This is a genomic window from Metabacillus endolithicus, from assembly GCF_023078335.1.
Classification (GTDB): Bacteria; Bacillota; Bacilli; order Bacillales; family Bacillaceae; genus Metabacillus; species Metabacillus endolithicus.
The window spans coordinates 1,214,451-1,240,260 of sequence record NZ_CP095550.1 but is presented as its reverse complement, the minus strand read 5'-3'; the positions used below and the strand labels follow the sequence as shown (position 1 = coordinate 1,240,260).

Genomic DNA, 25,810 nt, shown 5'->3' with positions numbered 1-25,810 from the left:
AGCAATAGCTATTAAAGGGAGTGGGCTTAATGAGTAAAAGTAAAATTATCGTTGTCGGAGGCGGGTTAGCTGGTTTAATGGCTACTATAAAAGCTGCTGAAGCCGGCGTTCAAGTAGATTTATTTTCATTAGTACCTGTTAAAAGATCACACTCAGTGTGTGCACAGGGTGGGATTAACGGGGCTGTAAATACAAAAGGTGAAGGAGATTCACCTTGGGAGCACTTTGATGACACTGTTTATGGCGGAGATTTCTTAGCAAATCAACCACCTGTTAAAGCAATGGCTGAAGCAGCACCTGGAATTATACACTTATTAGACCGAATGGGTGTAATGTTCAACCGTACTCCAGAAGGATTATTAGATTTCAGACGTTTTGGTGGTACTCAGCATCACCGTACAGCTTTTGCTGGAGCAACGACTGGTCAACAGCTACTATATGCTTTAGATGAGCAAGTAAGACGTCATGAGGTAGCGGGTCTTGTAACGAAATATGAAGGATGGGAATTCTTAGGTGCGGTTATTGATGATGATCGAGTTTGTCGTGGGGTTACTGCACAAAACTTAACATCTATGCAAATTGAATCGTTCCGGGCAGATGCTGTTATTATGGCAACTGGTGGCCCGGGAATTATTTTCGGAAAATCAACTAACTCTGTTATCAACACTGGATCTGCAGCATCGATTGTTTATCAGCAAGGTGTTCATTATGCAAATGGTGAATTCATTCAAATTCACCCGACCGCAATTCCAGGAGATGATAAGCTTCGCCTAATGAGTGAATCTGCTCGTGGAGAAGGTGGACGAGTTTGGACATACAAAGATGGGAAACCTTGGTACTTCCTTGAAGAAAAGTATCCAGCTTATGGAAACCTTGTACCTCGTGATATTGCAACACGTGAAATCTTTGATGTTTGCGTAGAGCAAAAGCTTGGAATCAATGGTGAAAACATGGTTTACCTTGATTTATCCCACAAAGATCCAAAAGAACTTGATATTAAACTAGGTGGTATTATCGAAATCTATGAAAAGTTCATGGGTGATGATCCACGTAAAGTTCCAATGAAAATCTTCCCTGCAGTTCATTATTCAATGGGCGGATTATGGGTTGATTATGACCAAATGACAAATATCCCAGGTTTATTTGCAGCAGGTGAGTGTGATTACTCTATGCACGGTGCAAACCGTCTTGGTGCCAACTCATTGCTTTCTGCAATCTATGGTGGTATGGTAGCGGGTCCTAATGCTGTTAAGTACATTAATGGACTTGAGAAGAGTGCTGAAGATCTTTCTTCTAGTGTGTTTGAGAGCCATGTAAAACAGGAAGAAGATAAATGGAATAATATCATGAGCTTAGATGGTACTGAAAATGCTTATGTTCTTCACAAGGAATTAGGAGAATGGATGACAGATAACGTTACCGTTGTAAGACATAATGATAAGCTTCTAAAAACAGATGAGAAGATTCAGGAACTTATTGAACGTTTTGATAACATCAATATTAATGATACTGCTAAATGGAGTAATCAAGGTGCTGCCTTTACTCGTCAGTTAAAAAATATGCTTCAGCTATCACGTGTTGTAACACTGGGTGCGTACAACCGTAATGAAAGTCGTGGAGCGCATTTTAAACCTGAATTCCCAGATCGAAATGACGAGGAGTTCTTAAAAACAACGATGGCAACATATGCAGGTGACCGAACTGCCCCTAAATTCCACTATGAAGATGTGGATGTATCATTAATTACACCACGTAAACGTGATTATTCTAAAAGCAAAAAGGGGGATAACTAATGAGTGAAAATAGAGTAGTTCAGTTTATTATTACCCGACAAGAATCACCAGAAGCAGTACCTTATCAGGAAAAATTCGAAATACCTTATCGCCCGAATATGAATGTTATATCGGCGTTAATGGAAATTCGTCGTAATCCAGTAAATGTTGAGGGGAAACAAACAACGCCAATTAACTGGGATATGAACTGTTTAGAAGAAGTATGTGGTGCGTGTTCAATGGTGATCAATGGAAAGCCTCGACAATCTTGTACAGCTCTAGTTGATCAGCTTGAACAACCGATCAGACTTGAACCAATGCGTACGTTCCCGGTTGTTCGCGATTTACAGGTTGATCGTAAACGTATGTTCGACTCTCTTAAAAAAGTTAAGGCTTGGATTCCGATTGATGGAACGTACGATTTAGGTCCTGGACCACGTATGCCAGAGAAAAAGCGTCAATGGGCTTATGAGCTATCAAAATGTATGACTTGTGGAGTATGTTTAGAAGCTTGCCCTAACGTGAATAGTAAATCAAATTTCATTGGTCCTGCTCCGCTATCACAAGTTCGTTTATTCAATGCTCATCCTACTGGTGAAATGAATAAGTCTGAGCGTCTTGAAGCAATTATGGGAGACGGTGGATTAGCAAACTGTGGTAACTCACAAAACTGTGTGCAATCTTGTCCAAAAGGTATTCCTTTAACAACATCGATTGCAGCATTAAATCGTGATACAGCATTTCAATCATTCCGTAATTTCTTTGGTAGTGACCAAGGATAACAGTAAAAAGGGACTGACTTCCATGTCAGTTCCTTTTTTATTTAAAGACAAATGAAAGGAAGAGCATGATGAAAAAAATACCGTATATAGAGAGCTTTGATTCAGCTTATAAAGACAGCTTTAGCTTTTCACATCCAATAAAAATTCGATTTTCTGAAACAGATATGTTTGGACATATGAACAATACGGTTCCTTTTACATACTTTGAAGAAGGAAGGATAGAATTCTTCAAAAAAACCGGGATGATGCGGAAATGGTTACAATCAAATGGCGAAAGTATTCCTGTTGTTGCAGATTTGCAATGTGATTTTTTACATCAAGCTTACTTTGATGACAAGATAAATCTTTTTGTCAAAATAAATCGTATAGGCACATCTTCGGTTGATTTGCATTACTTAGGAGTAAACGATCATAGGGAGAGTATTTTTGTAGGCCGAGGAACAATTGTACAGATTTCACAGCGAACAGGAAAGAGTGTTCCATGGTCTGAAGAAGATAAAAAATGTTTAACAGCATATGAAACAATAACGAACTAATAAAATGGACGCAGTTAAACATCTTTTCCGTTTTGAATCTGTCACAGTCCTCCTCGGTTACACATAGTATATGTTGACTAAATATATACCCATCCGTTAGATCAGCTCTCACCTTAGCAAGGAGGGTTACAATACTTGAAAGAGAAAGAGTTTCAATCAAAGCCACTACTCACGAAAAGAGAGAGAGAAGTATTCGAATTGTTAGTTCAAGACAAAACGACGAAAGAGATTGCTAGCGAGCTCTTTATAAGTGAAAAAACGGTTCGAAATCATATCTCGAATGCGATGCAAAAGCTTGGTGTTAAGGGACGCTCTCAAGCGGTTGTTGAGCTCCTTCGAATGGGTGAACTCGAGCTCTAACCAATACCGGCTATCCTTTTCATAAAGGGAGCCGGTTATTACTTTATAAAAAATGATTAAAATTTATATATCGGATATATAAAAAGAATTGTTCTTGTTTAATCAATCATTTGTTAAAAAATATGTAACTTGCAATTTATTAAAAAAACAGGGAAAATAACATTGATATAAAAAGATAACATTATAATGGTTTAGAGAGGGTTAAAGTTGAGCATAAATCAAGGAATTGATAAAACACAAACAGTATCTGATCTTGAAAAGGCACTTCGTCATATATCAGGAATTATTAAACAAAAAGGTCGAGAAATTTTAAATGACTATCATATAACACCACCACAGTTTGTTGCCCTACAATGGTTATGGGAAAATGGTGACTTAACAATTGGAGAGCTTTCTAATAAAATGTTTTTAGCATGTAGTACGACAACTGATTTAGTGGATCGTATGGAAAAGAACCAATTGGTTATCAGAGTAAAAGATACTCATGACAGAAGAATTGTAAGAATACACTTATTAGCAGAGGGCGAGCGGATTATCGAGGAAGTTATTCAAAAAAGACAAAATTATTTAAGAGACATGCTGGTTAACTTTGAAGAAGAAGAATTAGTAACACTTGAAAAATCGTTAATAAAACTACAACAAGAAATGAGTTAAAAATGAGGCGATTATTTGAAAAGACCAATCGGTGTCATTGATTCTGGCGTAGGTGGATTAACTGTCGCAAAAGAAATCATGAGACAATTACCAAAAGAAGAAATCATCTATTTAGGTGATACAGCACGTTGTCCATATGGACCAAGACCTGCTGAAGAAGTACGCAGGTTTACCTGGGAAATGACCAATTATTTGTTAGAAAATCACCATATAAAAATGCTGGTTATTGCTTGTAACACAGCAACAGCCATTGCCTTAGAGGAAATTCAGGAAAACGTGGATATTCCCGTAATAGGTGTTATCTTTCCAGGGGCAAGAACAGCTGTAAAGGTAACAAAGAATGATCATATCGGGGTTATTGGTACAATTAATACCATTCAAAGTGCGGCATATGAAACAGCATTAAAAACATTAAATAATCAGCTGATTGTTGAAAGTCTTGCCTGCCCTAAATTTGTTCCGTTAGTAGAAAGTGGCGAATTTGAAGGGGAAGAGGCTCAAAAGATTGTTAACGACTCTCTTTCAGCTTTTAAGGGTAGTAAAATTGATACATTAATTTTAGGATGTACACATTATCCTATCTTGCAATCACAAATTGAAGAGTACATGGGACAAGCCGTGAAAATAATTTGTTCTGGAGATGAAACTGCCCGAGAGGTTAGTACAATATTATCATTCAATAAAACTCTCAATTTATTCTCAGGAAAAAAGAATCACCGTTTTTTAACAACAGGTCCAAAGCAGTTGTTCGAGAAAATTGCATCAAAATGGTTCGAGCAGCCTGTTAAACATGTAGAATCAATTACGTTAAATCAGATGAATCAGAAACATCGTACATTATAAAAACACAGTGATGCACTGTGTTTTTATTATACCTATCTATCTCTCCAAATCTTCATTTGAAAAGTTTGTACAAAAAATCGGTCTAAAATGAGAAATAGCTCGTATACATATTAGTACAAACTGCCTTTGGAGGGATTTTAATGTCTAAATACAACAAACAGATTGCAGTCACGGTTATTGCATCATCATTGCTACTTTCTGGTTGTGGTTTGTTCAATGCAGAAGAAGCTACTAAAGAAATTGATCCACCACAAGATGTGAACATTATGGAAGATGGTGCACAGGTAGAAACTGAAAATGGTGTGGAAGATGTAAAGAGTGATCAAGCAGAGGAATCAGTAACAAGTCAGCTCTACTTAATAGACAAAAGCGGATTTGTTGTTCCGTATGCTATGAACCTACCTAAAACTGACAGTGTTGCAAAACAATCATTAGAGTATTTAGTTGAAGGTGGTCCTGTCTCAAATATGTTACCGAATGGATTTAGAGCTGTACTTCCGCAGGATACACAAGTATTGGGAGTAAATATAACTGAAGATGGTACTGCCATTGCCGATTTTTCGAAGGAATTTAATAACTATAAAAAAGAAGATGAAGCTAAAATTCTTCAATCCATTACGTGGACATTAACACAATTTGATTCAGTTAAGAATGTGAAGATCTGGGTAAACGGTCATGAACAGAAAGAGATGCCTGTAAACGGTACTCCGATACAAAATGGTGTTAGTAGAGAAGATGGAATTAACCATGATTCCAGCGATGTAGTTGATATTACTGACAGTCATCCATTAACTGTTTATTATTTAGCAGAATCAGACGGAAGTCAATATTATGTTCCTGTTACAAAGCGAATTAACAATGAAGAAAAGGATCCAATTGTTGCAGCTGTAAATGAGCTTGCAGAAGGACCATCTGCATCTACAGGGTTAATGAGTGATTTCCAGGAAGGTGTTGAACTTCTAAGTGCACCTAAGTACGAAAATGGTAAAGTAACACTCGATTTTAATGAATCCATTTATGGAAGTCTTGATGAAGAGCAAAAAATTATATCTTCACAAGTGCTTGAAGCATTGGTTTTAACATTAACAGAGCAAGATGGTATTGAAAGTGTGGCTGTAACAGTCAATGGAAAATCAGAATTAATCAACGAAAATGGAGAAAAGTTAACAGAGCCTGTAACAAGACCTACTAAAGTGAATACAGGTAGTTTTTAATAACAGGTTTTTGATATACTATATAATGGGTAAAGAGAGGTATGCTTATTTAAGCTACCTCTTATTTCTTGTTTACATAATGAATAAGCAGCTTTTTACTGGAGGGAAAAAATTGAGACATGACGGCCGAGAAAGAAATCAGATAAGAAAAGTAGAAATAATGAAGGATTTTATCATTCACCCGGAAGGTTCTGTCTTAATAACTGTTGGTAACACAAAGGTAATTTGTAATGCAAGTATAGAAGATCGAGTACCACCCTTTATGAGGGGAGAAGGTAAGGGATGGATTACTGCAGAGTATTCAATGCTCCCTAGAGCAACTGAGCAGCGAACAATCCGAGAATCGTCAAAAGGGAAAATCACTGGGCGAACAATGGAAATTCAACGTTTAATAGGAAGAGCGTTACGTGCTGTTGTTAACCTACATGAGCTTGGAGAAAGAACAATCTGGGTTGATTGTGATGTTATTCAAGCAGATGGTGGCACACGAACTGCTTCCATTACAGGGGCATTTGTAGCAATGGTTATCGCTTTAGAAAAATTAATGAATAATGGCAAATTAAAAACATTACCGATTACAGATTTTCTAGCAGCTATATCTGTTGGAATAGACTCAGAGCATGGAGAAATTTTAGACTTGGACTACAAAGAAGATTCAAGTGCATTAGTCGACATGAACGTTATTATGACATCAAGTGGTCAGTTGGTTGAGGTACAAGGTACTGGAGAAGAAGCAACATTCACTAGATCTGAATTAAACAGTATGCTTGATTTAGCTGAGATAGGAATCAAAGCGCTTATTGAAGAGCAAAAGGCAGTACTCGGAGATGTTTCACTTATAGTTGAAGAAAATCTAAAGAAACAGGGAGCAGTAAATTGAAACATATCATTATTGCCACAAAAAATAAAGGGAAAGTTAGAGAATTTGAAGCAATCTTAGCTCCACTAGGTTATCAGGTTCAGTCTCTTTTAGATTATCCAAATTCAGTTGATGTTGAAGAAACTGGTGAAACCTTTGAAGAAAATGCAATCCTTAAGGCTGAGGCTGTCTCGGAACAATTTAACATATTAACGATTGCAGATGATTCGGGATTAGCAGTTGATTATTTGAACGGAGAGCCAGGTGTATATTCTGCGAGATATGCAGGACCTGAAAAAGATGATACAGCGAATATAATCAAGGTGCTTGAAAAATTAAAAAATGTTCCAAGCAAGGAAAAACGCACAGCTAGGTTTATTTGTGCTTTAGCAGTGTCTATACCAGGTCAGAAAACACAAACCGTCGTAGGGGAATGTGAAGGCTACATTGCAAAAGAGCCAAGTGGTGATGGGGGATTTGGCTATGATCCGATTTTTACGGTGAAAAACTCTACAAAAACAATGGCAGAGTTGTCAAAAGAAGAAAAAAACCAAATCAGTCATCGTGCAGAAGCTTTAAAAAAGGTTCAAGGACTTTTGAAATGAACAATAATCGAGGCGAATGAAAAAATGAAGGTACTTATTTTAAGTGATAGTCATGGATTGACTACGGAACTTTTAGAAATACAGGAGAGACATAAAGATGAAGTAGATATGATGTTTCATTGCGGTGATTCTGAGCTATCATCAAATAGCAAGGAGCTAATTTCTTTTAAAGGTGTAAAAGGGAATTGTGATTTTGGGTCAGATCTTCCGAATGAAATCATTGAGGATCTTGGTGGCATTACGCTGTATATGACACATGGTCACTTATATAATGTTAAAATGACACTTATGAGCTTAAAGTATAGGGCAATGGAGACTAGCGCAAAAATTGCATGCTATGGACATTCACATATAGCAAACGCAGAAATGATTGATGATGTATTATTAATTAATCCTGGTAGTATAAGACTTCCTGTGATGCGAAAACAAAAAACGTATGCTATACTAGAGCTTGAAAATAACGTGGCAAATGTGACTTTCTATGAAGTAAATGGTCAGGAATTCCCGGAACTTTCTAAGAGCTTTACACTAAATTAAATGTTTGAGGGAGGTTAAACTCCCTCTATATAAAAAAAGTTATTTTTAATGTTGACATTTGTTAGGTCTGGAAATATAATAATATATGTCGCTGATGATTAACATAACAGTGCTAAAAAATGTCCCAGTAGCTCAGCAGGATAGAGCACGATTGAATAGGCTGCAAAGAATATGCTATAGCATACCGATTGAGCCACTCCTTGAATAAACTTTCTGAAATCGGGACGACATTACAATTTTAGAACAATAGAACTTTATATTATTTTATATCTATGTCCCAGTAGCTCAGCAGGATAGAGCAACGGCCTTCTAAGCCGTCGGTCGGGAGTTCGAATCTCTCCTGGGACGTCGCGAAAAAGAGCGATAAAGCTCGCAAAATTAACCTTTTATGACGTTAAATGAAACGGTCAATGTATCGGTCAATGATGAATTTAGTGCCGAAACTGACTCAATGATTTTTAACGCATAGGAGGTTTTTTTGTATGACAAAAAAGAAAGCGATACTTACAATTACAGAAGATTTGAACGGATTGTTTATGGGTGAATCCGAGTCTACGACGCAATTGGTAAACAAGGTGAGTCGGTCAAGAGAACGGAACACAGACCGGTTGACTGACCATATAACAATCGAAAAAGCACTAGCGACTATATCACGTCAAATGGAGATTAGCGGTAATCGTCCACGTACCATAAGCGACTATAACGTATATGTAAAGCATTTTGCGGAAACTGTTAAAAAAATATTTAGAAGAGCTTAATGCTGACCATGTATACCAATGGCTCGCTAGTATGGACGTATCAAAGCAAACGAAGTTAACTCGCCTCAAGTGCTTAAAAGCATTTCTGTCTCGTTGTTTTGATAACAGTTGGATAGAGCACAAGTTTTGGCGTCCAATAAATATTAAAGTAGACAACATAGTAAAAGAAGGAGCTGCAGAGCGTGACGTTAAAGTTTTGTTATCAGTTCTTAATCTAAATGATTATGTACAGCTACGAGACGCTACAGCTGCATTACTAATGTTTAAGACAGGTTTACGTATAAATACAATTGTTTATCTAGAGAATCGCCACATTGACCTAGAGAACAACCTTTTAAAGATAGATGGCAACATTGTAAAGAACCACGACCAACTTCTATTACCTATTGATGATACTCTTAACCGCTTGCTATCCGTACTAATTAAACAGAATGACGCAATACGCAAGGAATACGGTCATAAAAATAGTTATGTGTTTATTACTAAGCAGGGAAGCATTATAGCGACTAGCCAAACCCATAATAATATTCAAAAAAGATTGAACAAATACGCTAAGGAATACGGATTAAAGAACATAAATCCGCATGCTTTACGTAGAGGATTTGCAAAGAATTTACTTGAAAAAGGCGCTAATATTGCGGAAATATCTAAAGCACTAGGTCATAGTAATTTAGCTGTAACTAGTCAATACCTACATCTTGATAAAGAAGAGATTGCAGAAAATCTACGTAAGTTTTTATAAATTAAATATAATATGTTCGAAAATATACGACGGTCTAACAAGCCGTCTTTTTTATTTCTACTTCAAATCTTTTCTAAATACTAATAGATTATAAGAATGACTAATATAAACCTGTTTAGGTTAAATGTACCACTATCAGTTACCCTCAGCCTACAATATACTCTATATGATGACAACTTATAATTACTTCGTTATACAGGAGGTTTACAATGGGTTTTATTTTTACGTTACTAGGAGCTTATACTGCGTATAGGTATTGGGGAGACAATACTGTATTAGTGGTTATAGCTATAATAGCTACTCTTTATCAAGCGTCAAGTTTAAGAGAAATGGCAATGGGTGATGACAGGGTACAAGTATTAATAAATTTCCTAGCAGCCATGGTTATTTTAGGATTGTTCATTTTTTCTTTTTTCTAAAAAAGCAGTGTTGCAATTTTACAAAGGGGACACAGCAATATATGTACACGCACGTCCAATTTTATCGACATGAAAAATATTGCTACGAAGAGAGTCGCAAGACGATAGAGAGAACGCATGAAGCTACTTTCTGATGTCTGAGTCGATTAAATAGAACACGAAGACTACGTGAGTGGGTAAGACAGTGAGGCGAAGGAATCGAAAAGAGATACATCAAGCAAGGCTAAAACTGACAGGCGAGCGTTATAGGTTAGCATAAACATAGAATCGAAGTAAAAAACTTTCATAGGTACTGCATAAACGAAAACTAGGTAGTGGCATGCTTTTAATAGAAGCAGCCGTTACCTTTTTTTATTGCCTTTGAGCTGCGATTAATAAGGAAAAGGGGATTAAAATGGAAAATAAAAAAGAACGCAAACTTCCTACTTTCGAGCTACTAAATCAATACCATGAAGAGACGGAGAAGAACCGTAAACGTACAGCGGAGTACGCAGAAAGTGTTAGAGAAAAAGAGGCACTAGTACAAGCCCTAAAGGTGAAAAGGGACAACGCGGTTAAGTCTTCAGTAGTCGAAGGTGTATCTAAGGACAAAGAGCTAGAGGAAGTTAACGAACAATTAACGAAGGCAGAAAGTGACTTGACTATAGCTAAGCAGAAGTATGAAGTAGCAAGGCATATAGGAAGTCGTACCATAACCCTAAAAGACTTAGAAAACGCGTTTAAAGCGTGGAGTAATGAATACCAAGAGGAGTATGTAGAGGCAGCTATAGAGGAGCAGAGAAAGGCAAAAGAGCTGTATGTAGAAAAGAGCCTTGAAATAGCTAGGATTAGAGCGCATTACGAGGAACTTGCTAGGACAGTCACCTTTCTAGTTCACCCTAAAGCAATTACTACTCTTTACCGTCTTAATGGCTACGGTACGAGACAACGCGAACAGTACGCAATGATTTCTGATTTTGATAACGAACAACTTTTAAGAGGCGTTGTACCTCGCAGCATAAAGGGCGAATAAAGAAGGAGGATAACACATTGAACAAATATAACGCATTACGCGTGAGAGCTGAGGAAATCAAACGCAAGATAAATGAAGGCAAGACAATAAACAGAGATGAGCTTACAGTTTTAGAACATATAGCTCACGCCAACCCTAGCAACGCAAATATGACCGCATATGCTGTGGCTAAACGTTACTTGAAGGAAGAGGCAGAACAAAACGAATAGAGGGCAGAAGGGAGTTAAATATGCGAATTATCCAAGATGAAAAGTTCTTTACTATCGACTGTGACGGTAACGTACTGAAATATTCTACAGGGCTTTATATAGACGCAGATATGAGCGGCTACAATATGGAAGAGCCTAGCCTAAAAGAGCTGCGAAAAATCTATAACGACGCACAAAACGTATATTTCAATATGCAAAGTATGGGCGCAGATATTGAGGAATGCGCCAGAGTTCGTACTGAGTTAGCGAACGTTTATAGGAGATATAAGGAGGCTCTATTGGAGCGTATACAGGCGGCTTTATAGCCGTCTTTTTGCGTATACAAAAGTAAATGTAAACACTTGTGTTTTATCGCTTTATCGCAATAAAGTGTTGTTGTATCTGCGTTTGCCGTGTTCTTCGAATGTTTACCGCAGTTTACAGATATGCAACCGCTGCTAGTTCCTATCGGGAGAGGTTTGCAAAACTCAGGGGGAGGGAAATATAGAGATATTTGTTATATTTTGCTGTATTTCATTAGTAAAATATAGTAAAATATTAATAATGCGTGGGGGAGGTTGGCTTAGAGGCAGCCATCTTCTAAGGAACGCGTAATAGCGCACCCTGTCGTAAAATTAGATGCGCGGGGTGGCGGTAAGATGAAAATGAATAAGACACTTTTATTAGGTATGATTTTTGTTATTGTGGTAGTTTTATGTTTGATGAACGGAGTAATTACAGTACATATTAGTGCTGTGCAGTTACAGAAGGTACTTAATTTTGTACTTGAAGTGCTGTGTGCTGCTTTGTTTGCTCAACTCATACGCCCAAAAGAAAATGACAATCTCTCACGTCCATAGTGAGTGAGGGATGTCAATTCTCTTTATATATATTAATGATTTTTGTTCCGGTAAAGTACGTTCGTCTTCAGAATGTCTTATAAAACTTTCGTCTTCGCCATTCTTCGCGCCCTTAAAAACCTGTGGGAACTTTTCGAGGCCACTGAAAAAGTCCAAGAAAAAGGTAGAAAGAGTCACTTAGGTGAACCTTTCTACCTTTTTTACTTTATAATTAAAATTATAAATATAAGTGGGTGGTTTCCAATGATACAAAAACAACAAACAATGATGTTTAGTCCATATGTGGCTCTTTATGATATCGTCGTTCCTCAGGATAATATGTTACGCAGAATTAAGGACCTGATCGACTTTTCTTTTATTTACGAAGAATTAAAGGATAAATATTGTCTAGATAATGGGCGGAATGCGATAGATCCTATTCGCATGTTTAAATATTTGTTTTTAAAAAGCATTCATGATGTTTCAGATGTTGATATTGTCGAGCGTTCAAAATATGATATGTCCTTCAAATATTTTTTGGATATGGCTCCGGAGGAAGCCGTTATTGATTCAAGTTCTTTGACAAAGTTTCGTAAGCTTAGGATAAAAGACATGAACTTATTAGACATGCTTATCGATAAGACAGTGGAAATTGCCATTGAGAAAGAGATTATTAAAAGCAAGTCCATTATTGTAGATGCCACCCACACAAAGGCCCGATATAATCAAATGACTCCAAAAGAAATACTCATGGAGCGCTCCAAAAATCTCAGGAAAACAATTTATAAAATTAACGAGAGTATGAAGGAGAAATTCCCCGTAAAACCGAACAATGATGTACTTGAAGATGAGATTACTTACTCCCAAGAGCTCATTGAAGTGATTGAAAAGGAAGAAAACCTTTTAGAGTATCCAAAAGTCAAGGAACATCTTAATCTCCTGAAAGAAACTGTTGCAGATGATATCGAACAGCTCCAGTCCATGAAAGACCTAGATGCCAAAGTAGGACACAAAGCAGCTGACTCATCCTTCTTTGGCTATAAAACTCATCTCGCGATGAGTGAAGAGAGAATTATTACAGCCGCAACGATTACAACCGGTGAAAAAAATGATGGAAAAGAGCTGCAGACACTTATTGAGAAAAGTATAAATGCAGGAATGGATATTGAAACAGTTATTGGGGATACTGCATATTCTGAGAAAGACAACATTCAATATAGTAAGGAAAATGGAATCAAACTGGTCTCAAAATTAAATCCTTCAATAACTCAGGGTACCCGAAAAAAGAGGATGAATTCGGATTCAATAAGGATGCGGGCATGTATGTCTGCAAGGCAGGACATATGGCTGTACGAAAAGCTAGGCAAGGTAAAAAAGGAGTAGGCAAAAACCAAGTTGATACCTACTATTTTAATGTTGAAAAATGCAAGAGATGTCCTTTCAGAGAAGGGTGCTACAAAGAGGGAGCCAAAAGTAAAACATATTCTGTTTCCCTTAAGTCTGATCAACATTCATCCCAAGCACAATTCCAGAGTAGTGTGTATTTTAAGGAAAAGTCTAAAGAACGTTATAAAATTGAAGCGAAAAATAGTGAGCTAAAACACAGACACGGGTATAATGTGGCAAAATCCTCGGGTCTAATTAGCATGGAGTTGCAAGGCGCCATGGCTATATTTACGGTAAACATTAAAAGAATTCTAAAGCTACTAGGGTAAAATTAGAGAAAATATGTGGCTAATGCAAAGAAAGAGCCGACTTTTTTCCTTTTTTAGGAATTAAAGTCGGCTCTTTTTAAACTTACATGAATAATCTTTAAAATCGTCAGATTTTCAGTGGCCTCGAACTTTTCTGCAGGTTTTTTTGTATCGAAAGGTATACGATTGATACACTGTTTTCTGATAATTATAACCGTTGTTATATGCGCACTTGTTAGTAGTTAAGTTTGTAACGAAAGATTGTATCGTTATTATGGTTGTGCTAGTATTTTATTAACGAAACAATTAAGGTACACAAAGGGGAAACGGACATAATGATATATGGTTACGGACGAGTGAGCACAACAGGTCAAAATATATCTACACAACGTAAGCTGCTGCGTCAATACGAACAAGATATTAAGCTAGTAGAAGACAAGTCTACGGGTAAAAATACAGAACGCGAAGGATTACAGAAGCTTTTAGCTAAAGTAGTAGAAGGTGATACAATAGCAGTAACACGCATAGACCGTATAGCACGTAACACAAAAGACTTGTTAGAGATAGTCGAGTTGTTAAACGATAAGAAAGTGAGTCTAGTAGTATTAGACTTCAAAGGCGAAAAGCTAGACACGTCTTCATACGTTGGAAAGTTCCTAGTTACAATGCTAGGCGCAGTAGCCGAAATGGAATTGAATATGTTAGCAGAGAAGCGCATGGAAGGCATGAAAAGAGCAAAAGAAGAAGGTAAGCATGTGGGGCGCAAACCAGATTTAGATATAAGTAACGCAGCGGTGCAGCATGCTATTAATGAATATAAAGAGGGAGTTATACCTGTTACTATGATATGCGATAAATACAATATACCTAGAGTTAAGTTTTATCGACTATTAAAACGACATGGCATAACACGATAGCACAAATTAAGCGCAGTTAATGCGCTCTTTTTTATGGTTACGTTAGGCTTATATGACTGTTGTATACGTTTAGCTAAGTGTATACTTAGGGCGATATATGTAAATGGTGATAGGGTGCATCTAGATTAGAAAGTATACGTAGACTTAAAGTTAATTGTGTTGTAACACATTTATCAGTCGATAGATTCGCGCTTGAATAAGTATAGGTACAGAAAGCTTTTAGTATGAATTAACTTTCGGTATCTTTCTTATTGCAAATGTATTTCTTTGCACAATAAAAAAACGCAGAATAAGGCTAGTCAGTGCTACAAGGGAAATTCCCCCCCAAGCCACCCCCACTACTTCGCTGAGACTGCTGTATATAAATTGCGCAATATATTTTTAACTCAGCAGGTATATACATTTTTGTGCACACCTCAAATAGGTGGAAAAATATCGCTGTTATAGGGTTTTTAACGCATATGACAAATTGTATTTATTGTGTATTGTTTGTAGGTAACTATGCTAACAACACTACTGCTTAGAGGCAGTAAAAACGCAAAATGCTTAGTTAATCTGCGAACGATTTTTCGTTTCTTATAAAAAAGAACAAATGTACGGTGATAAAGTTAAAAGAATAGTGTAAAATATTGTTAGAATACATAGAAAAGAGGCGTTAATAATGGCGGAATTTATAACAAACATAGCAGGTGCGAAAATATACAAAGATGTGAGTAAACATAAAAAATTAGCTATGCCTAAGCTTAACTCGCCAGCAGAAGAGGGCGTAGTATACGAGGTACTTTCTGTGGGTATGAACGGCAGAACACCGATAGCTACTGTCAAAGAAGGAAGCAAAGCTATTGCTTACACATTACCGACTGACTTATTCGGTTGGGTGCAGAACTTTATGATGATGAGTCAAGACGGTGTGAAGTTACTTCCTGCGAAAATTGAGTTCGGTATTTTAGAGGGAAGAGCTTACGCAGAGATATACTAACAAACGAAAATTGAAGACAAGGAAAGAGCCTCGCGTATATGCGTAGGGGCTTTTTGAGTATCTAGCGTACCTGCTAATGCTACTACTTTAACAAGTACGCAATAGGCGTAGAAACTCATATTATTGATAAGTACGGTTAGCCTTATATATTTCTCTAACGAGTATCGATTTTAGCCATAAGGTATTCAGAAAAGATATTATAGCGCCTGCTACTACTATTATTACTATTTCAGTGAGGACGTTTTTTCTATGCCGCATACTTTGTCTCCTTTAAGCTAAGTAGTGTTACTTTTAATCTAACCTAAGCACATGGGAAATATGTAAGATTACGGTAAGGGACGAAGAGTGCGAAGAATAGAAACGAGCCTAACACAGATATGTGTTGGGGCTTTTTGCGTTGAAGAGCCGTGTTAGGTTGAGCTAACATGGCTAGACGGTACACTAACTAGAACTATAGCTAACAATTGCTGCGCAATAATCGACGCAGATATATATATATACCAAGTTAAGTGGTGTACTGCGCCTATCCTTTCTGAAAGGGGGCGTGGCACATGACTAAACTGTATGATAAAGTCGCACTAAAACAACAAGAGACTATGAAATCAAAAACGGAAACAAAACGGGAAGGGCTAGAGCGTCGAAATAAAAAGCGCCCTAGTTTGTCTGCACACGTACTACAAGTCGAGAAATTATGGGAGCAGTACGCTTTAACACGCTCAGAAGTAGCGCAAGATAAGCTATTAAGACATCTCGCAGGTATATTAAGAAAGAAGGCGGAATCGTGGGGACATAGGTGGAATAATTGCAAGCTATGCGCTGCAGACTTCGAAAGTATTTTCTTAGAAGAGGCGTGGAAACTATGCGAAAAGTACAACCATTACGACGATTTTTACTTTTATGAGACTTTACTACTCGTATGTAACCGCAGAGCTATAGACCTTATAAGAACGAATACTAAAACAAAGCAGGGCGCTTTTAATATACAAGTATTGCGACTAAAGGAAGAGGCTGCGGACTTCTTAGCAGATACGAGCGTAAACGTAGAAGAAGATGTTATCTTTAATTCTATAGTTACGCAGATATTTAAAGATACCTCGTTAACAGAGCAGGAGCGGCTACTACTACTAGCAAGGTACGAATACCCCGACGCAAGCTTAAAGGAGCTATCTAACTTAGTGGGGTTAGAACATCATGAACAAGTAAGACGTAGCTTTAACCGAATACGTAAGAAGATGGCGCACTATATTTAATAGGTGCGCTTTTTCATATTCTTCTATTAACTACTGCTTTCTTTAAGAAAATACTAAGCCCCATGCTCTAAGAACCTTTTTTCCCGTCCTAATACGTTATTTTATTCGTTAGTTTTGTTGCGCTTCGCACACTTTTTATAAAACTATTTTTACATACCAAAGCGCAAGAGTAGCAGCGCCTATGTTTATGTTGGGCGAGTAGAACGCCTACTATAAACTAAGGGGGAAGGCGCATGAGGCAACAGCGCAAGAGTTACCTAATAGTACTAATGGTATCTGTAAAAGATAAAGGACTAGCTTATGCAGCAGGCGCAAGGGTGTACGAATGTAGAGCGGAAGGAAAGGAGCTTGTAAAGGTTGCGTCTCTATATGTACCGGAAGAAACGAGGAGTATGGCTACTATGCGAGCTATAAAAATACTGTTAGACGAAATAGACGAAGGCAGCGAAGTTACATTTCTTGGCAGAAATCTTGAAAGAGAAAGGACGCTAAGAAAGGCGCATATATCAAGCGTAGTAACAGATAAAGGTTTATCGGTATATATGCGATACAATCCATTAAAAGTGGACAGAAGCGAACTATACGAGCTAACACAGGACGCATACAACAGAGGGTACAGCGTAATAGCTACTATTTAATATAACAAAGAAGAGAACGACAGAGGCGCAGGCACATATAGCTTGCGTCTTTTTTTGTCTTCGAATACCAAAGAAGAAAAGCGCTGCCTAATTTAAAAGTAGCTAATAAATAGAAGTTAAAAGATTATAAACAGGAGGAATTAGACTAATACGGTAAAAAGCTCTTTCTTCTATTATATATGCGTGTTATAATGAAATCGGTCAAAAGTTCGGTAAATGACCGTTATACATGTTCGCCAAAAATGAACGTTCAATGACCTTTCTATAAGCGTTAATAAAAGTCGCATTATTTTGCTTCTAAGCCGTCGGTCGGGAGTTCGAATCTCTCCTGGGACGCCATAACTAATACATACAAACCTTTCATTATTAGATAATGGAAGGTTTTTTCATGTTTTTTGTAAATCAATTTCTACTTCTTTAAAAAAGTTTGTAAGATTAGCTTACGTGTTTGTTTTCTTCAATTAGGATCCATTGTAATATTTGGTAAGAAGTAAAACAGAGATACCCATTTGGCACCCCCGAAAAAAGGATGTAATTATTTCCTTTATTCCAACTCCACATTTGCGGATTTTAAAAAAAGTTTTAAATTTTTTTAAAATAGCCTTTCCACTTATACCAACAATGTAAGCGTATACAAATTATTTAAGTAATCTAAATTATCAAATAATTCAAGAAACACTGTTGACACTTGGATTTATTGAGCGTAATATAAGTTCAAATAAAAGTTACACGAACATTTGAAAAAGTATAGAAAATTCGAATTTATTTATCATTTTTCCTTTACAAACATAATGTTCAGTGATCTAATTTTTGGATTTTTTAAAAGAAAGGCGTGCTCTTATGGGTGACCAGTGGATCTTTCTTAATGATGATTTTGTGAAGAAAGAAGATGCAAAAATATCAGTTTATGATCACGGATTTTTATACGGTGATGGAGTTTTTGAAGGAATAAGAGTTTACAGTGGAAATATCTTTCGAATGAAAGAACATATGGATCGATTATATCAATCAGCAAAGTCTATAATGTTAACAATTCCTTATACTCAAGAGGAACTAACTGAATTAGTCGTTGAGACTGTTAGTAAGAACGGTTTGAGCGATGCGTACATTCGATTAGTAGTCTCAAGAGGAACTGGTGACTTAGGACTTGATCCTTATAACTGTAAACGGGCTAATACGGTCATTATTGTTGAGCCGCTATCTATCTTTCCTAAACACTTATATGAAACAGGAATTGATATTGTAACGGTTGCCACAAGAAGAAACAGACCTGATGTATTAAGTCCAAAAGTCAAATCTCTTAATTATTTAAACAATGTTTTGGTAAAGATTGAAGCACATCTGGCCAATGTTAGTGAAGCGTTGATGTTAAATGATCAGGGCTATGTAGCAGAAGGTTCAGCTGATAATGTCTTTATCTTAAAAAATGGGAAATTATTAACTCCCCCTGGATATATTGGAGCTCTTGAGGGCATAACAAGAAATGCCATAATTGATATAGCTAATGAATTAGGCTATGAAGTTCGAGAGGAACCATTTACACGACATGATGTTTATACGGCTGATGAAGTCTTTTTAACAGGAACAGCCGCAGAAGTCATCGCGGTTGTAAAGGTTGATGGACGTACGATTGGTGAAGGCGTCCCTGGTGAAGAAACAAAGAAACTTTTGAAAGCTTTTAGAAAGAAAGTAGTTGAAGAAGGCGTAAAAGTGGAAAATATCCCACAAGGCCTTCATGTAAGCTAAACAAATGCATATAGTTAAAACGGTGAAGAGGAAAAGTAGTTTTTGGTAAGGTATCTACAGAGAACCGGGGTAGCTGGAAGCCGGTGATATTCCCAAAAATGAACTCGCCTCTGAGTGTTAATCTGAAAGTTAGTAGGGTTAACCGAGTCCCATTCTTCGGTACTCGTTATCAAAGTGAACAGAATGCTGTTCGTAAGGTGGTTAATTTTTTGACCATGAAGAAGGGTGGTACCGCGAAAAGTTTATTAACCTTTTTGCCCCTTTGGCACACAAAAGAATTGTGGAGTCTTATGAGGGGTGGGAAGGTTTTTTATATGCTGAATTTATGAAATTTTCTTAAAAAAACACGGCTGAAAGCCAGATAAGGGAGGAAAGAACATGAGTACAAATGTACAGTTGAACAACTCAACTGCCAAATGTACAAACACAATGTCGGGGTCTCAAATGCTTATTGAAGCTTTAAAGCAGGAGAAAGTTGAAGTTATTTTTGGTTATCCTGGCGGGGCTGTTTTACCGATATATGATAGTCTGTATGATTCGGGTTTATTCCATGTTTTAACTCGTCATGAACAAGGTGGAATACATGCAGCAGAAGGGTATGCGCGTGTTTCTGGTAAGCCTGGAGTTGTCATTGCCACATCAGGTCCTGGTGCAACTAACTTAGTAACTGGTTTAGCTGACGCTATGATTGACTCATTACCATTAGTGGTTTTTACAGGTCAAGTTGCTTCATCTGTTATTGGATCAGATGCCTTCCAGGAAGCAGATATTTTAGGAATAACAACGCCGATTACAAAGCATAATTACCAAGTTCGTGAAGTGAGCGAACTTCCAAGAATTATTAAAGAAGCATTTCATATTGCAACAACAGGTAGACCTGGCCCGGTTTTAATTGATATTCCTAAGGATATTGCAATTGTAGAAGGTGAATTTAGCTATGATATGCCTGTAGATTTACCAGGATACCAGCCTACAAGTGAGCCTAATTATTTACAGATTCGCAAATTAGTAGAAGCAGTTAGTAGAGCAAAAAAACCGGTTATTTTAGCTGGTGCAGGTGTTCTTCATGCTAAGGGATCTGAAGAGTTAATCAAATATGCTGAACAGCAGCAAATCCCTGTTGCGAATACGTTACTAGGATTAGGAGGTTTCCCTTCGGATCATCCTCTGTTCCTTGGAATGGCAGGAATGCACGGCACTTACACATCTAATATGGCTATTTATGATTGTGACTTATTAATCAGTGTAGGAGCTAGATTTGATGACCGTGTAACAGGAAATTTAGAACATTTCGCAAAAAAAGCTACTGTTGCACATATTGACATTGACCCTGCTGAAATCGGGAAAAATGTTCCTACTCAAATTCCGATTGTGGGAGATGCGAAGTTAGTTTTAGAACAATTAATTAAGCAGGATGGTAAACAAGGTGATAACAAAGAGTGGAACGAACAACTATCTTCTAATAAAGAAGAATATCCACTTATGTATAAAGATAGTGACTCTGAGCTTAAGCCACAGAAAATTTTAGAACTTATTCACAAGTGGACGAACGGAGAGGCTATTGTCACAACAGATGTTGGTCAGCATCAAATGTGGGCTGCACAGTATTATAATTTTCAAAATCCTAACAAATGGGTAACATCTGGTGGTCTTGGAACAATGGGCTTTGGTTTACCTTCAGCGATTGGTGCACAACTTGCTGATCGAGAATCAACAGTTGTTGCAGTACTTGGTGATGGTGGATTCCAAATGACTCTTCAAGAATTATCAGTTATCCATGAGTTAAATTTACCAATTAAAGTTGTAATCTTAAATAATGGTGCTTTAGGAATGGTAAGACAGTGGCAAGAAATTTTCTATGAAGAAAGATATTCTCATTCAAAATTCGTTTCTCAGCCTGATTTTGTAAAGCTTTCAGAGGCATATGGAATGACTGGTGTACGAATTGTTCAGGAAGATGGATGGGAAGAAAAATTAAAAGCGGCTATCTTGTCTGATGAACCAGTATTACTTGATATTCATGTTGCAAAAGATGAGAATGTGTACCCGATGGTTGCGCCTGGGAAAGGCTTGCATGAAATGGTAGGTGTTAAGCTATGAAAAGAATCCTCTCATTAACAGTATTAAACCAAACAGGGGTTTTAAATAGAATTACAGGTTTGTTTACAAAAAGGCATTACAACATTGAAAGTATCACGGTTGGTCATGCTGAAACCGAAGGGGTTTCCCGTATGACAGTTGTTGTAAATGTTCAAGAAGAAAAAGAAGTAGAACAAATTACAAAGCAACTTAATAAACAGATCGATGTTTTGAAAGTTGTTGATATAACATCTCAATCAATTGTATCTAGGGAGCTTGCTTTAATAAAAGTCATGTCAACTCCAGCGACCAGAATGGAGCTTCAAGGGTTAATTCAGCCATTCAGAGCAACTGTTATTGATGTAAGCCGTGAAAGTGTGGTTGTTCAAGTAACAGGTGAGCCTGAGAAAATTGAAGTGTTGATTGATTTGTTAAAACCATATGGAATTAAAGAAATTGCTAGAACTGGAACTACAGCTTTTACTCGTGGTACACAACGTACGACAAAAGAAGTTCCAATCTCAATTGTTTAAATCGTTTGTAATCTTGCCTGCAAGGTGCAGGTTAAAAAGATTCATATATGCAATAGATCAAATTTATTCAAAAAATTATTTGAAGGAGAGATTATACATGACAACAGTATATTATAACGGAGATATTAACGAGGCAGTATTACAAGGGAAAAAGGTAGCAATCATCGGATATGGTTCACAAGGTCATGCACATGCATTGAACTTAAAAGAAAGCGGAGTTGACGTAGTAGTAGGTGTTCGTCAAGGTGGTTCTTTCAATAAAGCAGTTGAAGATGGACATCACGTAGTATCAGTTGCTGAAGCAGCACAACTAGGTGATTTAGTAATGGTATTACTTCCAGATGAGCAACAAGCAAAAGTATATGAAGAAGAAATCAAGCCAGGTTTAGAAGCAGGAAATTCATTAGTATTTGCGCACGGTTTTAACGTACACTTTAGCCAAATCGTACCACCTGCTGATGTTGATGTATTCTTAGTTGCACCAAAAGGTCCTGGTCACTTAGTAAGAAGAACTTATGAAGAAGGTGCTGGTGTTCCTGCATTATTCGCAATCTATCAAGATGTTTCTGGTTCAGCTAAAGAAAAAGCATTAGCTTATGCTAAAGGTGTTGGATCTGCTCGTGCGGGTGTATTAGAAACTACATTCAAAGAAGAAACAGAAACTGATTTATTCGGTGAGCAAGCTGTATTATGTGGAGGTTTAACTTCTCTAGTAAAAGCTGGTTTCGAAACATTAGTAGAAGCAGGATATCAACCAGAAGTTGCATACTTTGAGTGCTTACACGAGCTTAAATTAATCGTAGACTTAATGTATGAAGATGGAATGGCTGGTATGAGATATTCAATTTCTGATACTGCTCAATGGGGTGACTTCGTTTCAGGTCCACGTGTAGTTGATGGTCGTTCGAAAGAAGCAATGAAAGAAGTTCTTAAAGACATCCAAAATGGTAAATTTGCAAAAGAGTGGATCTTAGAAAACCAAGCAAATCGCCCACAATTCAATGCAATTAATAATAATGAAAATGAACATCAAATCGAAGTTGTTGGTAAAAAGCTACGTGCAATGATGCCGTTTGTAAAATCTAAACAAAAACAGAAAGAAGCGGTGAGTGTGAGTGCGAAAAATTAACCTATTTGATACAACGCTCCGTGATGGTGAACAATCTCCAGGTGTAAATCTTAATGTAAAAGAAAAACTAGAGATTGCTAAACAGCTAGAAAAACTCGGAATGGACGTTATTGAGGCAGGTTTTCCTGCTACATCAAAAGGTGATTTATTAGCAGTTCAAGAAATTGCAAAAACAGTGAAGAACAGTTCAGTAACTGGCCTCGCTCGATCTGTAAAAGGGGATATTGATGCAGCATGGGAAGCATTAAAATATGCTGAAGAACCTAGACTACATGTTTTCTTAGCTACTTCTCCAATTCATAGAGAATTTAAGCTCAAGAAAACAAAAGAGCAGGTGATTCAAACAGCTGTTGAATCTGTACGATATGCTGCACAATTTTTCCCGATTATTCAATGGTCAGCAGAGGATGCTTGCCGCACTGAATTGCCGTACCTAGCTGAGATCGTTGAAAAGGTGATTGAAGCAGGTGCACATGTTATTAACATCCCAGATACGGTTGGTTATATTACTCCAAAAGAATACGGAGAAATTTTCACTTACCTTCGTGAAAATGTTAAGGGGATTGACAATGTCATTCTATCAGCACACTGCCATGATGATTTAGGCATGGCAGTTGCTAATTCCCTATCAGCTATAGAACATGGTGCTGGTCAGATTGAAGGAACAGTAAATGGGATTGGGGAAAGAGCAGGAAATGCTGCACTAGAAGAAGTTGCCGTTGCCCTTCATATAAGAAGTGATTACTATAAAGCAAAGACAGGTTTATATTTGAAAGAAACAAAGCGTACGAGTGATTTAATAAGTAGCTTAACCGGTATGGTTGTTCCTGGAAACAAAGCGGTAGTAGGGAGAAATGCATTTGCTCACGAATCCGGTATTCATCAGGATGGTGTTCTTAAAGAGAAAACAACTTATGAGATTATCTCACCAGAACTTGTAGGTGTTTCTACTAATTCAATGGTATTAGGTAAACATTCAGGTCGCCATGCATTTAAAAACAGACTACATGAACTAGGTTTTGAAATCTCAGATGAAGAAGTAAATAAATTATTTATTGCTTTTAAAGAATTAACGGAGAAGAAGAAAGAAATCACTGATGATGATTTAAAAGCCCTGCTTATTGAAGAAAAAGTGGCTAACAGGGAACCTGCCTTTGAACTTAAATCTTTACAGGTTCAATATGGAACGGCTCAAATTCCTACGGCAACAATTACACTTCTAAACCAGGATAATGAGTTAATTCAAGAAGCAGCTACTGGAGCTGGTAGTGTTGAAGCAATTTATAATACGTTAGAAAGATGTGTCGGCCAGTCTATTACCCTAATTGACTACCGCATTCAATCAAATAGTAGTGGAAGAGACGCGCTAGCTCAAGTGTATGTAAAAATAAGAGTTGGAGAATCTGAAGCTAGTGGAAGAGGAATGGCACACGATGTGTTAGAAGCATCGGCGAAAGCTTACATCAATGCTGTAAATCGCATTTCTCTGCTAGCGGAAATTCCTCAATTAGAAGCAAGTCTACTAAATTAAAACCTTAAAGAGAAGGGGGATAGATCATGAAGAAAACAATCGCATTATTACCTGGTGATGGAATAGGTAAAGAAGTTGTTGATGTAACAGTAGAAATTTTAAAAGCAATTGCAGAACATTTTAACCATCAATTTCAGTTCAACTATGGATTAATCGGTGGTGACGCAATTGATCAAAAAGGCACTCCATTGCCTGAAGAAACAATTGAAGCTTGTAAGAAATCTGACGCCATTATTTTGGGGGCTGTTGGAGGACCTAAGTGGGATAAAAATCCTGTAGAATTAAGACCGGAGCGTGGGGTACTGTTAGCTCTACGTAAGGCACTTGATTTATATGCGAATTTACGTCCTATCACTACGTTTGATAGTTTATTAGATTCTTCCCCTTTAAAGAAGGAGTATGTTAGTGGAGTAGACTTCGTTATCGTACGAGAGCTGACAGGTGGATTGTATTTTGGAAAACCAAGTGAGCGTATTGTTCGTGATGGTGAAGACTCTGTTGTTGATACATTATTTTATAAACGTTCTGAAATTGAACGAATTCTTGTATCTGCATTTGAAATTGCGCAGAAGCGTCGCAAGCATGTAACTTCTGTTGATAAAGCAAATGTACTTGAATCGAGTAGAGTATGGAGAGAAGTGGCTGAAGAGGTGTCTGCAAGATACCCGGATGTAACACTTGAACATATGCTTGTTGACAATGCAGCTATGCAACTTATCAGATCACCAAGACAATTTGATGTTATTGTAACAGAAAATATGTTTGGAGATATCTTAAGTGATGAAGCATCAATGATCACAGGATCTCTTGGAATGTTATCTTCAGCAAGTTTATCATCATCAGGTTTACATTTATATGAACCTGTTCATGGTTCAGCACCTGACATTGCTGGCAAAGGCTTAGCAAATCCTGTCGCAACGATTCTTTCTGCTGCAATGCTACTACGTCAATCATTTGGATTAGAAGAAGAGGCAAAAGCAATTGAAAAGGCTGTTGATAATGTATTAAATTCAGGTACTCGTACAGCAGATCTTGCAAATGGTGAAAAAGCCGTTTCAACAAAACAAATGGGTGAAGAAATCAAAAATGCTCTTGCTGATGACCATGCCATTTTAAACATAATGGAAGCTTATTCTTAATTAGTTATAATAACTTTTTATTCACTATATAGAGACCGATACAATGCTTATCGGA

At 37.2% G+C, this 25,810-nt stretch carries 25 protein-coding genes, 1 tRNA gene, 2 pseudogenes and 1 other annotated feature; all 28 genes and pseudogenes read left to right on the top strand.

All coding sequences use genetic code 11. The features are described 5' to 3' along the window. The first annotated feature begins 29 nt into the window (after positions 1 to 29). The 28 genes and pseudogenes from sdhA to leuB all read left to right on the top strand — a co-directional run bounded on the left by sdhA (position 30) and on the right by leuB (position 25,755). Positions 30 to 1,793 (top strand): succinate dehydrogenase flavoprotein subunit, encoded by a 1,764-nt coding sequence (gene sdhA, locus MVE64_RS06755; protein WP_247344924.1) that lies wholly within the window; start codon positions 30 to 32, stop codon positions 1,791 to 1,793. After that, complete coding sequence (sdhB, locus tag MVE64_RS06750; RefSeq protein ID WP_247344922.1) at positions 1,793 to 2,554, top strand: succinate dehydrogenase iron-sulfur subunit; 762 nt, start codon at positions 1,793 to 1,795, stop codon at positions 2,552 to 2,554. Before sdhA ends, sdhB begins: the two co-directional genes overlap by 1 nt. A gap of 68 nt (positions 2,555 to 2,622) precedes the next feature. Continuing rightward, positions 2,623 to 3,090, top strand: a complete 468-nt coding sequence (locus tag MVE64_RS06745) for an acyl-CoA thioesterase (protein ID WP_247344919.1) — start codon at positions 2,623 to 2,625, stop codon at positions 3,088 to 3,090. Positions 3,091 to 3,225: 135 nt separating this feature from the next. Beyond that, entirely contained in the window at positions 3,226 to 3,450 is a 225-nt protein-coding gene (gerE, locus tag MVE64_RS06740) for a spore germination transcription factor GerE (RefSeq protein WP_003184172.1), read from the top strand. A 213-nt stretch (positions 3,451 to 3,663) separates the two neighbouring features. After that, on the top strand, positions 3,664 to 4,104 hold the full coding sequence (locus tag MVE64_RS06735) for a MarR family winged helix-turn-helix transcriptional regulator (RefSeq protein ID WP_247346978.1): 441 nt from the start codon (positions 3,664 to 3,666) through the stop codon (positions 4,102 to 4,104). Positions 4,105 to 4,119: 15 nt separating this feature from the next. Then, positions 4,120 to 4,947 (top strand): glutamate racemase, encoded by an 828-nt coding sequence (gene racE, locus MVE64_RS06730; protein ID WP_212136876.1) that lies wholly within the window; start codon positions 4,120 to 4,122, stop codon positions 4,945 to 4,947. A gap of 140 nt (positions 4,948 to 5,087) precedes the next feature. After that, the gene (locus MVE64_RS06725) at positions 5,088 to 6,161 is read left to right on the top strand and encodes a GerMN domain-containing protein (protein ID WP_247344916.1); all 1,074 of its coding nucleotides are present in this window, start codon (positions 5,088 to 5,090) and stop codon (positions 6,159 to 6,161) included. 112 nt (positions 6,162 to 6,273) lie between these two features. Then, positions 6,274 to 7,041: a ribonuclease PH gene (gene rph / locus MVE64_RS06720; RefSeq protein WP_247344914.1), complete on the top strand. Its 768-nt coding sequence runs from the start codon at positions 6,274 to 6,276 to the stop codon at positions 7,039 to 7,041. Continuing rightward, entirely contained in the window at positions 7,038 to 7,625 is a 588-nt protein-coding gene (locus tag MVE64_RS06715) for an XTP/dITP diphosphatase (protein ID WP_247344910.1), read from the top strand. Before rph ends, MVE64_RS06715 begins: the two co-directional genes overlap by 4 nt. Before the next feature lie 24 nt (positions 7,626 to 7,649). Then, on the top strand, positions 7,650 to 8,162 hold the full coding sequence (locus MVE64_RS06710; protein ID WP_247344908.1) for a metallophosphoesterase family protein: 513 nt from the start codon (positions 7,650 to 7,652) through the stop codon (positions 8,160 to 8,162). Positions 8,163 to 8,436: 274 nt separating this feature from the next. After that, positions 8,437 to 8,510: transfer RNA gene (locus MVE64_RS06705), tRNA-Arg, on the top strand. Positions 8,511 to 8,644: 134 nt separating this feature from the next. Next, a pseudogene (locus MVE64_RS06700) lies at positions 8,645 to 9,662 on the top strand (tyrosine-type recombinase/integrase). 209 nt (positions 9,663 to 9,871) lie between these two features. Further along, complete coding sequence (locus tag MVE64_RS06695) at positions 9,872 to 10,081, top strand: hypothetical protein (protein WP_247344905.1); 210 nt, start codon at positions 9,872 to 9,874, stop codon at positions 10,079 to 10,081. 394 nt (positions 10,082 to 10,475) lie between these two features. Further along, positions 10,476 to 11,093 (top strand): hypothetical protein, encoded by a 618-nt coding sequence (locus tag MVE64_RS06690; protein ID WP_247344902.1) that lies wholly within the window; start codon positions 10,476 to 10,478, stop codon positions 11,091 to 11,093. Between the two features lie 17 nt (positions 11,094 to 11,110). After that, positions 11,111 to 11,302, top strand: coding sequence for a hypothetical protein (locus MVE64_RS06685; RefSeq protein WP_247344899.1), 192 nt, complete (start codon positions 11,111 to 11,113; stop codon positions 11,300 to 11,302). A gap of 20 nt (positions 11,303 to 11,322) precedes the next feature. After that, positions 11,323 to 11,607 (top strand): hypothetical protein, encoded by a 285-nt coding sequence (locus tag MVE64_RS06680; RefSeq protein ID WP_247344896.1) that lies wholly within the window; start codon positions 11,323 to 11,325, stop codon positions 11,605 to 11,607. 333 nt (positions 11,608 to 11,940) lie between these two features. Further along, a complete protein-coding gene (locus tag MVE64_RS06675) occupies positions 11,941 to 12,141 on the top strand; it encodes a hypothetical protein (RefSeq protein WP_247344893.1) in 201 nt (66 codons plus the stop codon). 243 nt (positions 12,142 to 12,384) lie between these two features. Beyond that, a pseudogene (locus tag MVE64_RS06670) lies at positions 12,385 to 13,835 on the top strand (IS1182 family transposase). Between the two features lie 314 nt (positions 13,836 to 14,149). Beyond that, on the top strand, positions 14,150 to 14,731 hold the full coding sequence (locus tag MVE64_RS06665; protein WP_247344890.1) for a recombinase family protein: 582 nt from the start codon (positions 14,150 to 14,152) through the stop codon (positions 14,729 to 14,731). 661 nt (positions 14,732 to 15,392) lie between these two features. Beyond that, on the top strand, positions 15,393 to 15,710 hold the full coding sequence (locus tag MVE64_RS06660) for a hypothetical protein (RefSeq protein ID WP_247344888.1): 318 nt from the start codon (positions 15,393 to 15,395) through the stop codon (positions 15,708 to 15,710). Between the two features lie 551 nt (positions 15,711 to 16,261). Continuing rightward, on the top strand, positions 16,262 to 16,960 hold the full coding sequence (locus MVE64_RS06655; protein WP_247344885.1) for a sigma-70 RNA polymerase sigma factor region 4 domain-containing protein: 699 nt from the start codon (positions 16,262 to 16,264) through the stop codon (positions 16,958 to 16,960). A gap of 233 nt (positions 16,961 to 17,193) precedes the next feature. Then, complete coding sequence (locus MVE64_RS06650; protein ID WP_247344883.1) at positions 17,194 to 17,598, top strand: hypothetical protein; 405 nt, start codon at positions 17,194 to 17,196, stop codon at positions 17,596 to 17,598. Positions 17,599 to 18,438: 840 nt separating this feature from the next. Beyond that, entirely contained in the window at positions 18,439 to 19,344 is a 906-nt protein-coding gene (ilvE, locus tag MVE64_RS06645) for a branched-chain-amino-acid transaminase (protein WP_247344880.1), read from the top strand. A gap of 13 nt (positions 19,345 to 19,357) precedes the next feature. Then, positions 19,358 to 19,609: a binding site (T-box leader), on the top strand. Positions 19,610 to 19,722: 113 nt separating this feature from the next. Next, positions 19,723 to 21,444 (top strand): acetolactate synthase large subunit, encoded by a 1,722-nt coding sequence (gene ilvB, locus MVE64_RS06640; protein WP_247344879.1) that lies wholly within the window; start codon positions 19,723 to 19,725, stop codon positions 21,442 to 21,444. Next, positions 21,441 to 21,956 carry an acetolactate synthase small subunit gene (ilvN, locus tag MVE64_RS06635; RefSeq protein ID WP_231307960.1) on the top strand — a complete coding sequence of 172 codons (516 nt, stop codon included), beginning with the start codon at positions 21,441 to 21,443 and terminating at the stop codon, positions 21,954 to 21,956. Before ilvB ends, ilvN begins: the two co-directional genes overlap by 4 nt. A gap of 97 nt (positions 21,957 to 22,053) precedes the next feature. Next, positions 22,054 to 23,085: a ketol-acid reductoisomerase gene (ilvC, locus tag MVE64_RS06630; RefSeq protein WP_098795894.1), complete on the top strand. Its 1,032-nt coding sequence runs from the start codon at positions 22,054 to 22,056 to the stop codon at positions 23,083 to 23,085. Then, a complete protein-coding gene (locus MVE64_RS06625; protein ID WP_247344877.1) occupies positions 23,072 to 24,616 on the top strand; it encodes a 2-isopropylmalate synthase in 1,545 nt (514 codons plus the stop codon). The genes ilvC and MVE64_RS06625 overlap by 14 nt, the downstream gene beginning before the upstream one ends. A 26-nt stretch (positions 24,617 to 24,642) precedes the next feature. Then, positions 24,643 to 25,755 carry a 3-isopropylmalate dehydrogenase gene (gene leuB, locus MVE64_RS06620; protein ID WP_247344875.1) on the top strand — a complete coding sequence of 371 codons (1,113 nt, stop codon included), beginning with the start codon at positions 24,643 to 24,645 and terminating at the stop codon, positions 25,753 to 25,755. Positions 25,756 to 25,810 lie beyond the last annotated feature (55 nt).

Coding starts and splice junctions, on each gene's coding strand:
- MVE64_RS06680 (WP_247344896.1), top strand. CDS start 11,323: ATGCGAATTATCCAAGATGAAAAGTTCTTTACTATCGACTGTGACGGT.
- ilvE (WP_247344880.1), top strand. CDS start 18,439: ATGGGTGACCAGTGGATCTTTCTTAATGATGATTTTGTGAAGAAAGAA.
- sdhB (WP_247344922.1), top strand. CDS start 1,793: ATGAGTGAAAATAGAGTAGTTCAGTTTATTATTACCCGACAAGAATCA.
- MVE64_RS06695 (WP_247344905.1), top strand. CDS start 9,872: ATGGGTTTTATTTTTACGTTACTAGGAGCTTATACTGCGTATAGGTAT.
- MVE64_RS06665 (WP_247344890.1), top strand. CDS start 14,150: ATGATATATGGTTACGGACGAGTGAGCACAACAGGTCAAAATATATCT.
- MVE64_RS06690 (WP_247344902.1), top strand. CDS start 10,476: ATGGAAAATAAAAAAGAACGCAAACTTCCTACTTTCGAGCTACTAAAT.
- ilvN (WP_231307960.1), top strand. CDS start 21,441: ATGAAAAGAATCCTCTCATTAACAGTATTAAACCAAACAGGGGTTTTA.
- MVE64_RS06650 (WP_247344883.1), top strand. CDS start 17,194: ATGAGGCAACAGCGCAAGAGTTACCTAATAGTACTAATGGTATCTGTA.
- sdhA (WP_247344924.1), top strand. CDS start 30: ATGAGTAAAAGTAAAATTATCGTTGTCGGAGGCGGGTTAGCTGGTTTA.
- MVE64_RS06675 (WP_247344893.1), top strand. CDS start 11,941: ATGAAAATGAATAAGACACTTTTATTAGGTATGATTTTTGTTATTGTG.
- MVE64_RS06655 (WP_247344885.1), top strand. CDS start 16,262: ATGACTAAACTGTATGATAAAGTCGCACTAAAACAACAAGAGACTATG.
- ilvB (WP_247344879.1), top strand. CDS start 19,723: ATGAGTACAAATGTACAGTTGAACAACTCAACTGCCAAATGTACAAAC.
- leuB (WP_247344875.1), top strand. CDS start 24,643: ATGAAGAAAACAATCGCATTATTACCTGGTGATGGAATAGGTAAAGAA.
- MVE64_RS06710 (WP_247344908.1), top strand. CDS start 7,650: ATGAAGGTACTTATTTTAAGTGATAGTCATGGATTGACTACGGAACTT.
- MVE64_RS06660 (WP_247344888.1), top strand. CDS start 15,393: ATGGCGGAATTTATAACAAACATAGCAGGTGCGAAAATATACAAAGAT.
- MVE64_RS06745 (WP_247344919.1), top strand. CDS start 2,623: ATGAAAAAAATACCGTATATAGAGAGCTTTGATTCAGCTTATAAAGAC.
- MVE64_RS06725 (WP_247344916.1), top strand. CDS start 5,088: ATGTCTAAATACAACAAACAGATTGCAGTCACGGTTATTGCATCATCA.
- ilvC (WP_098795894.1), top strand. CDS start 22,054: ATGACAACAGTATATTATAACGGAGATATTAACGAGGCAGTATTACAA.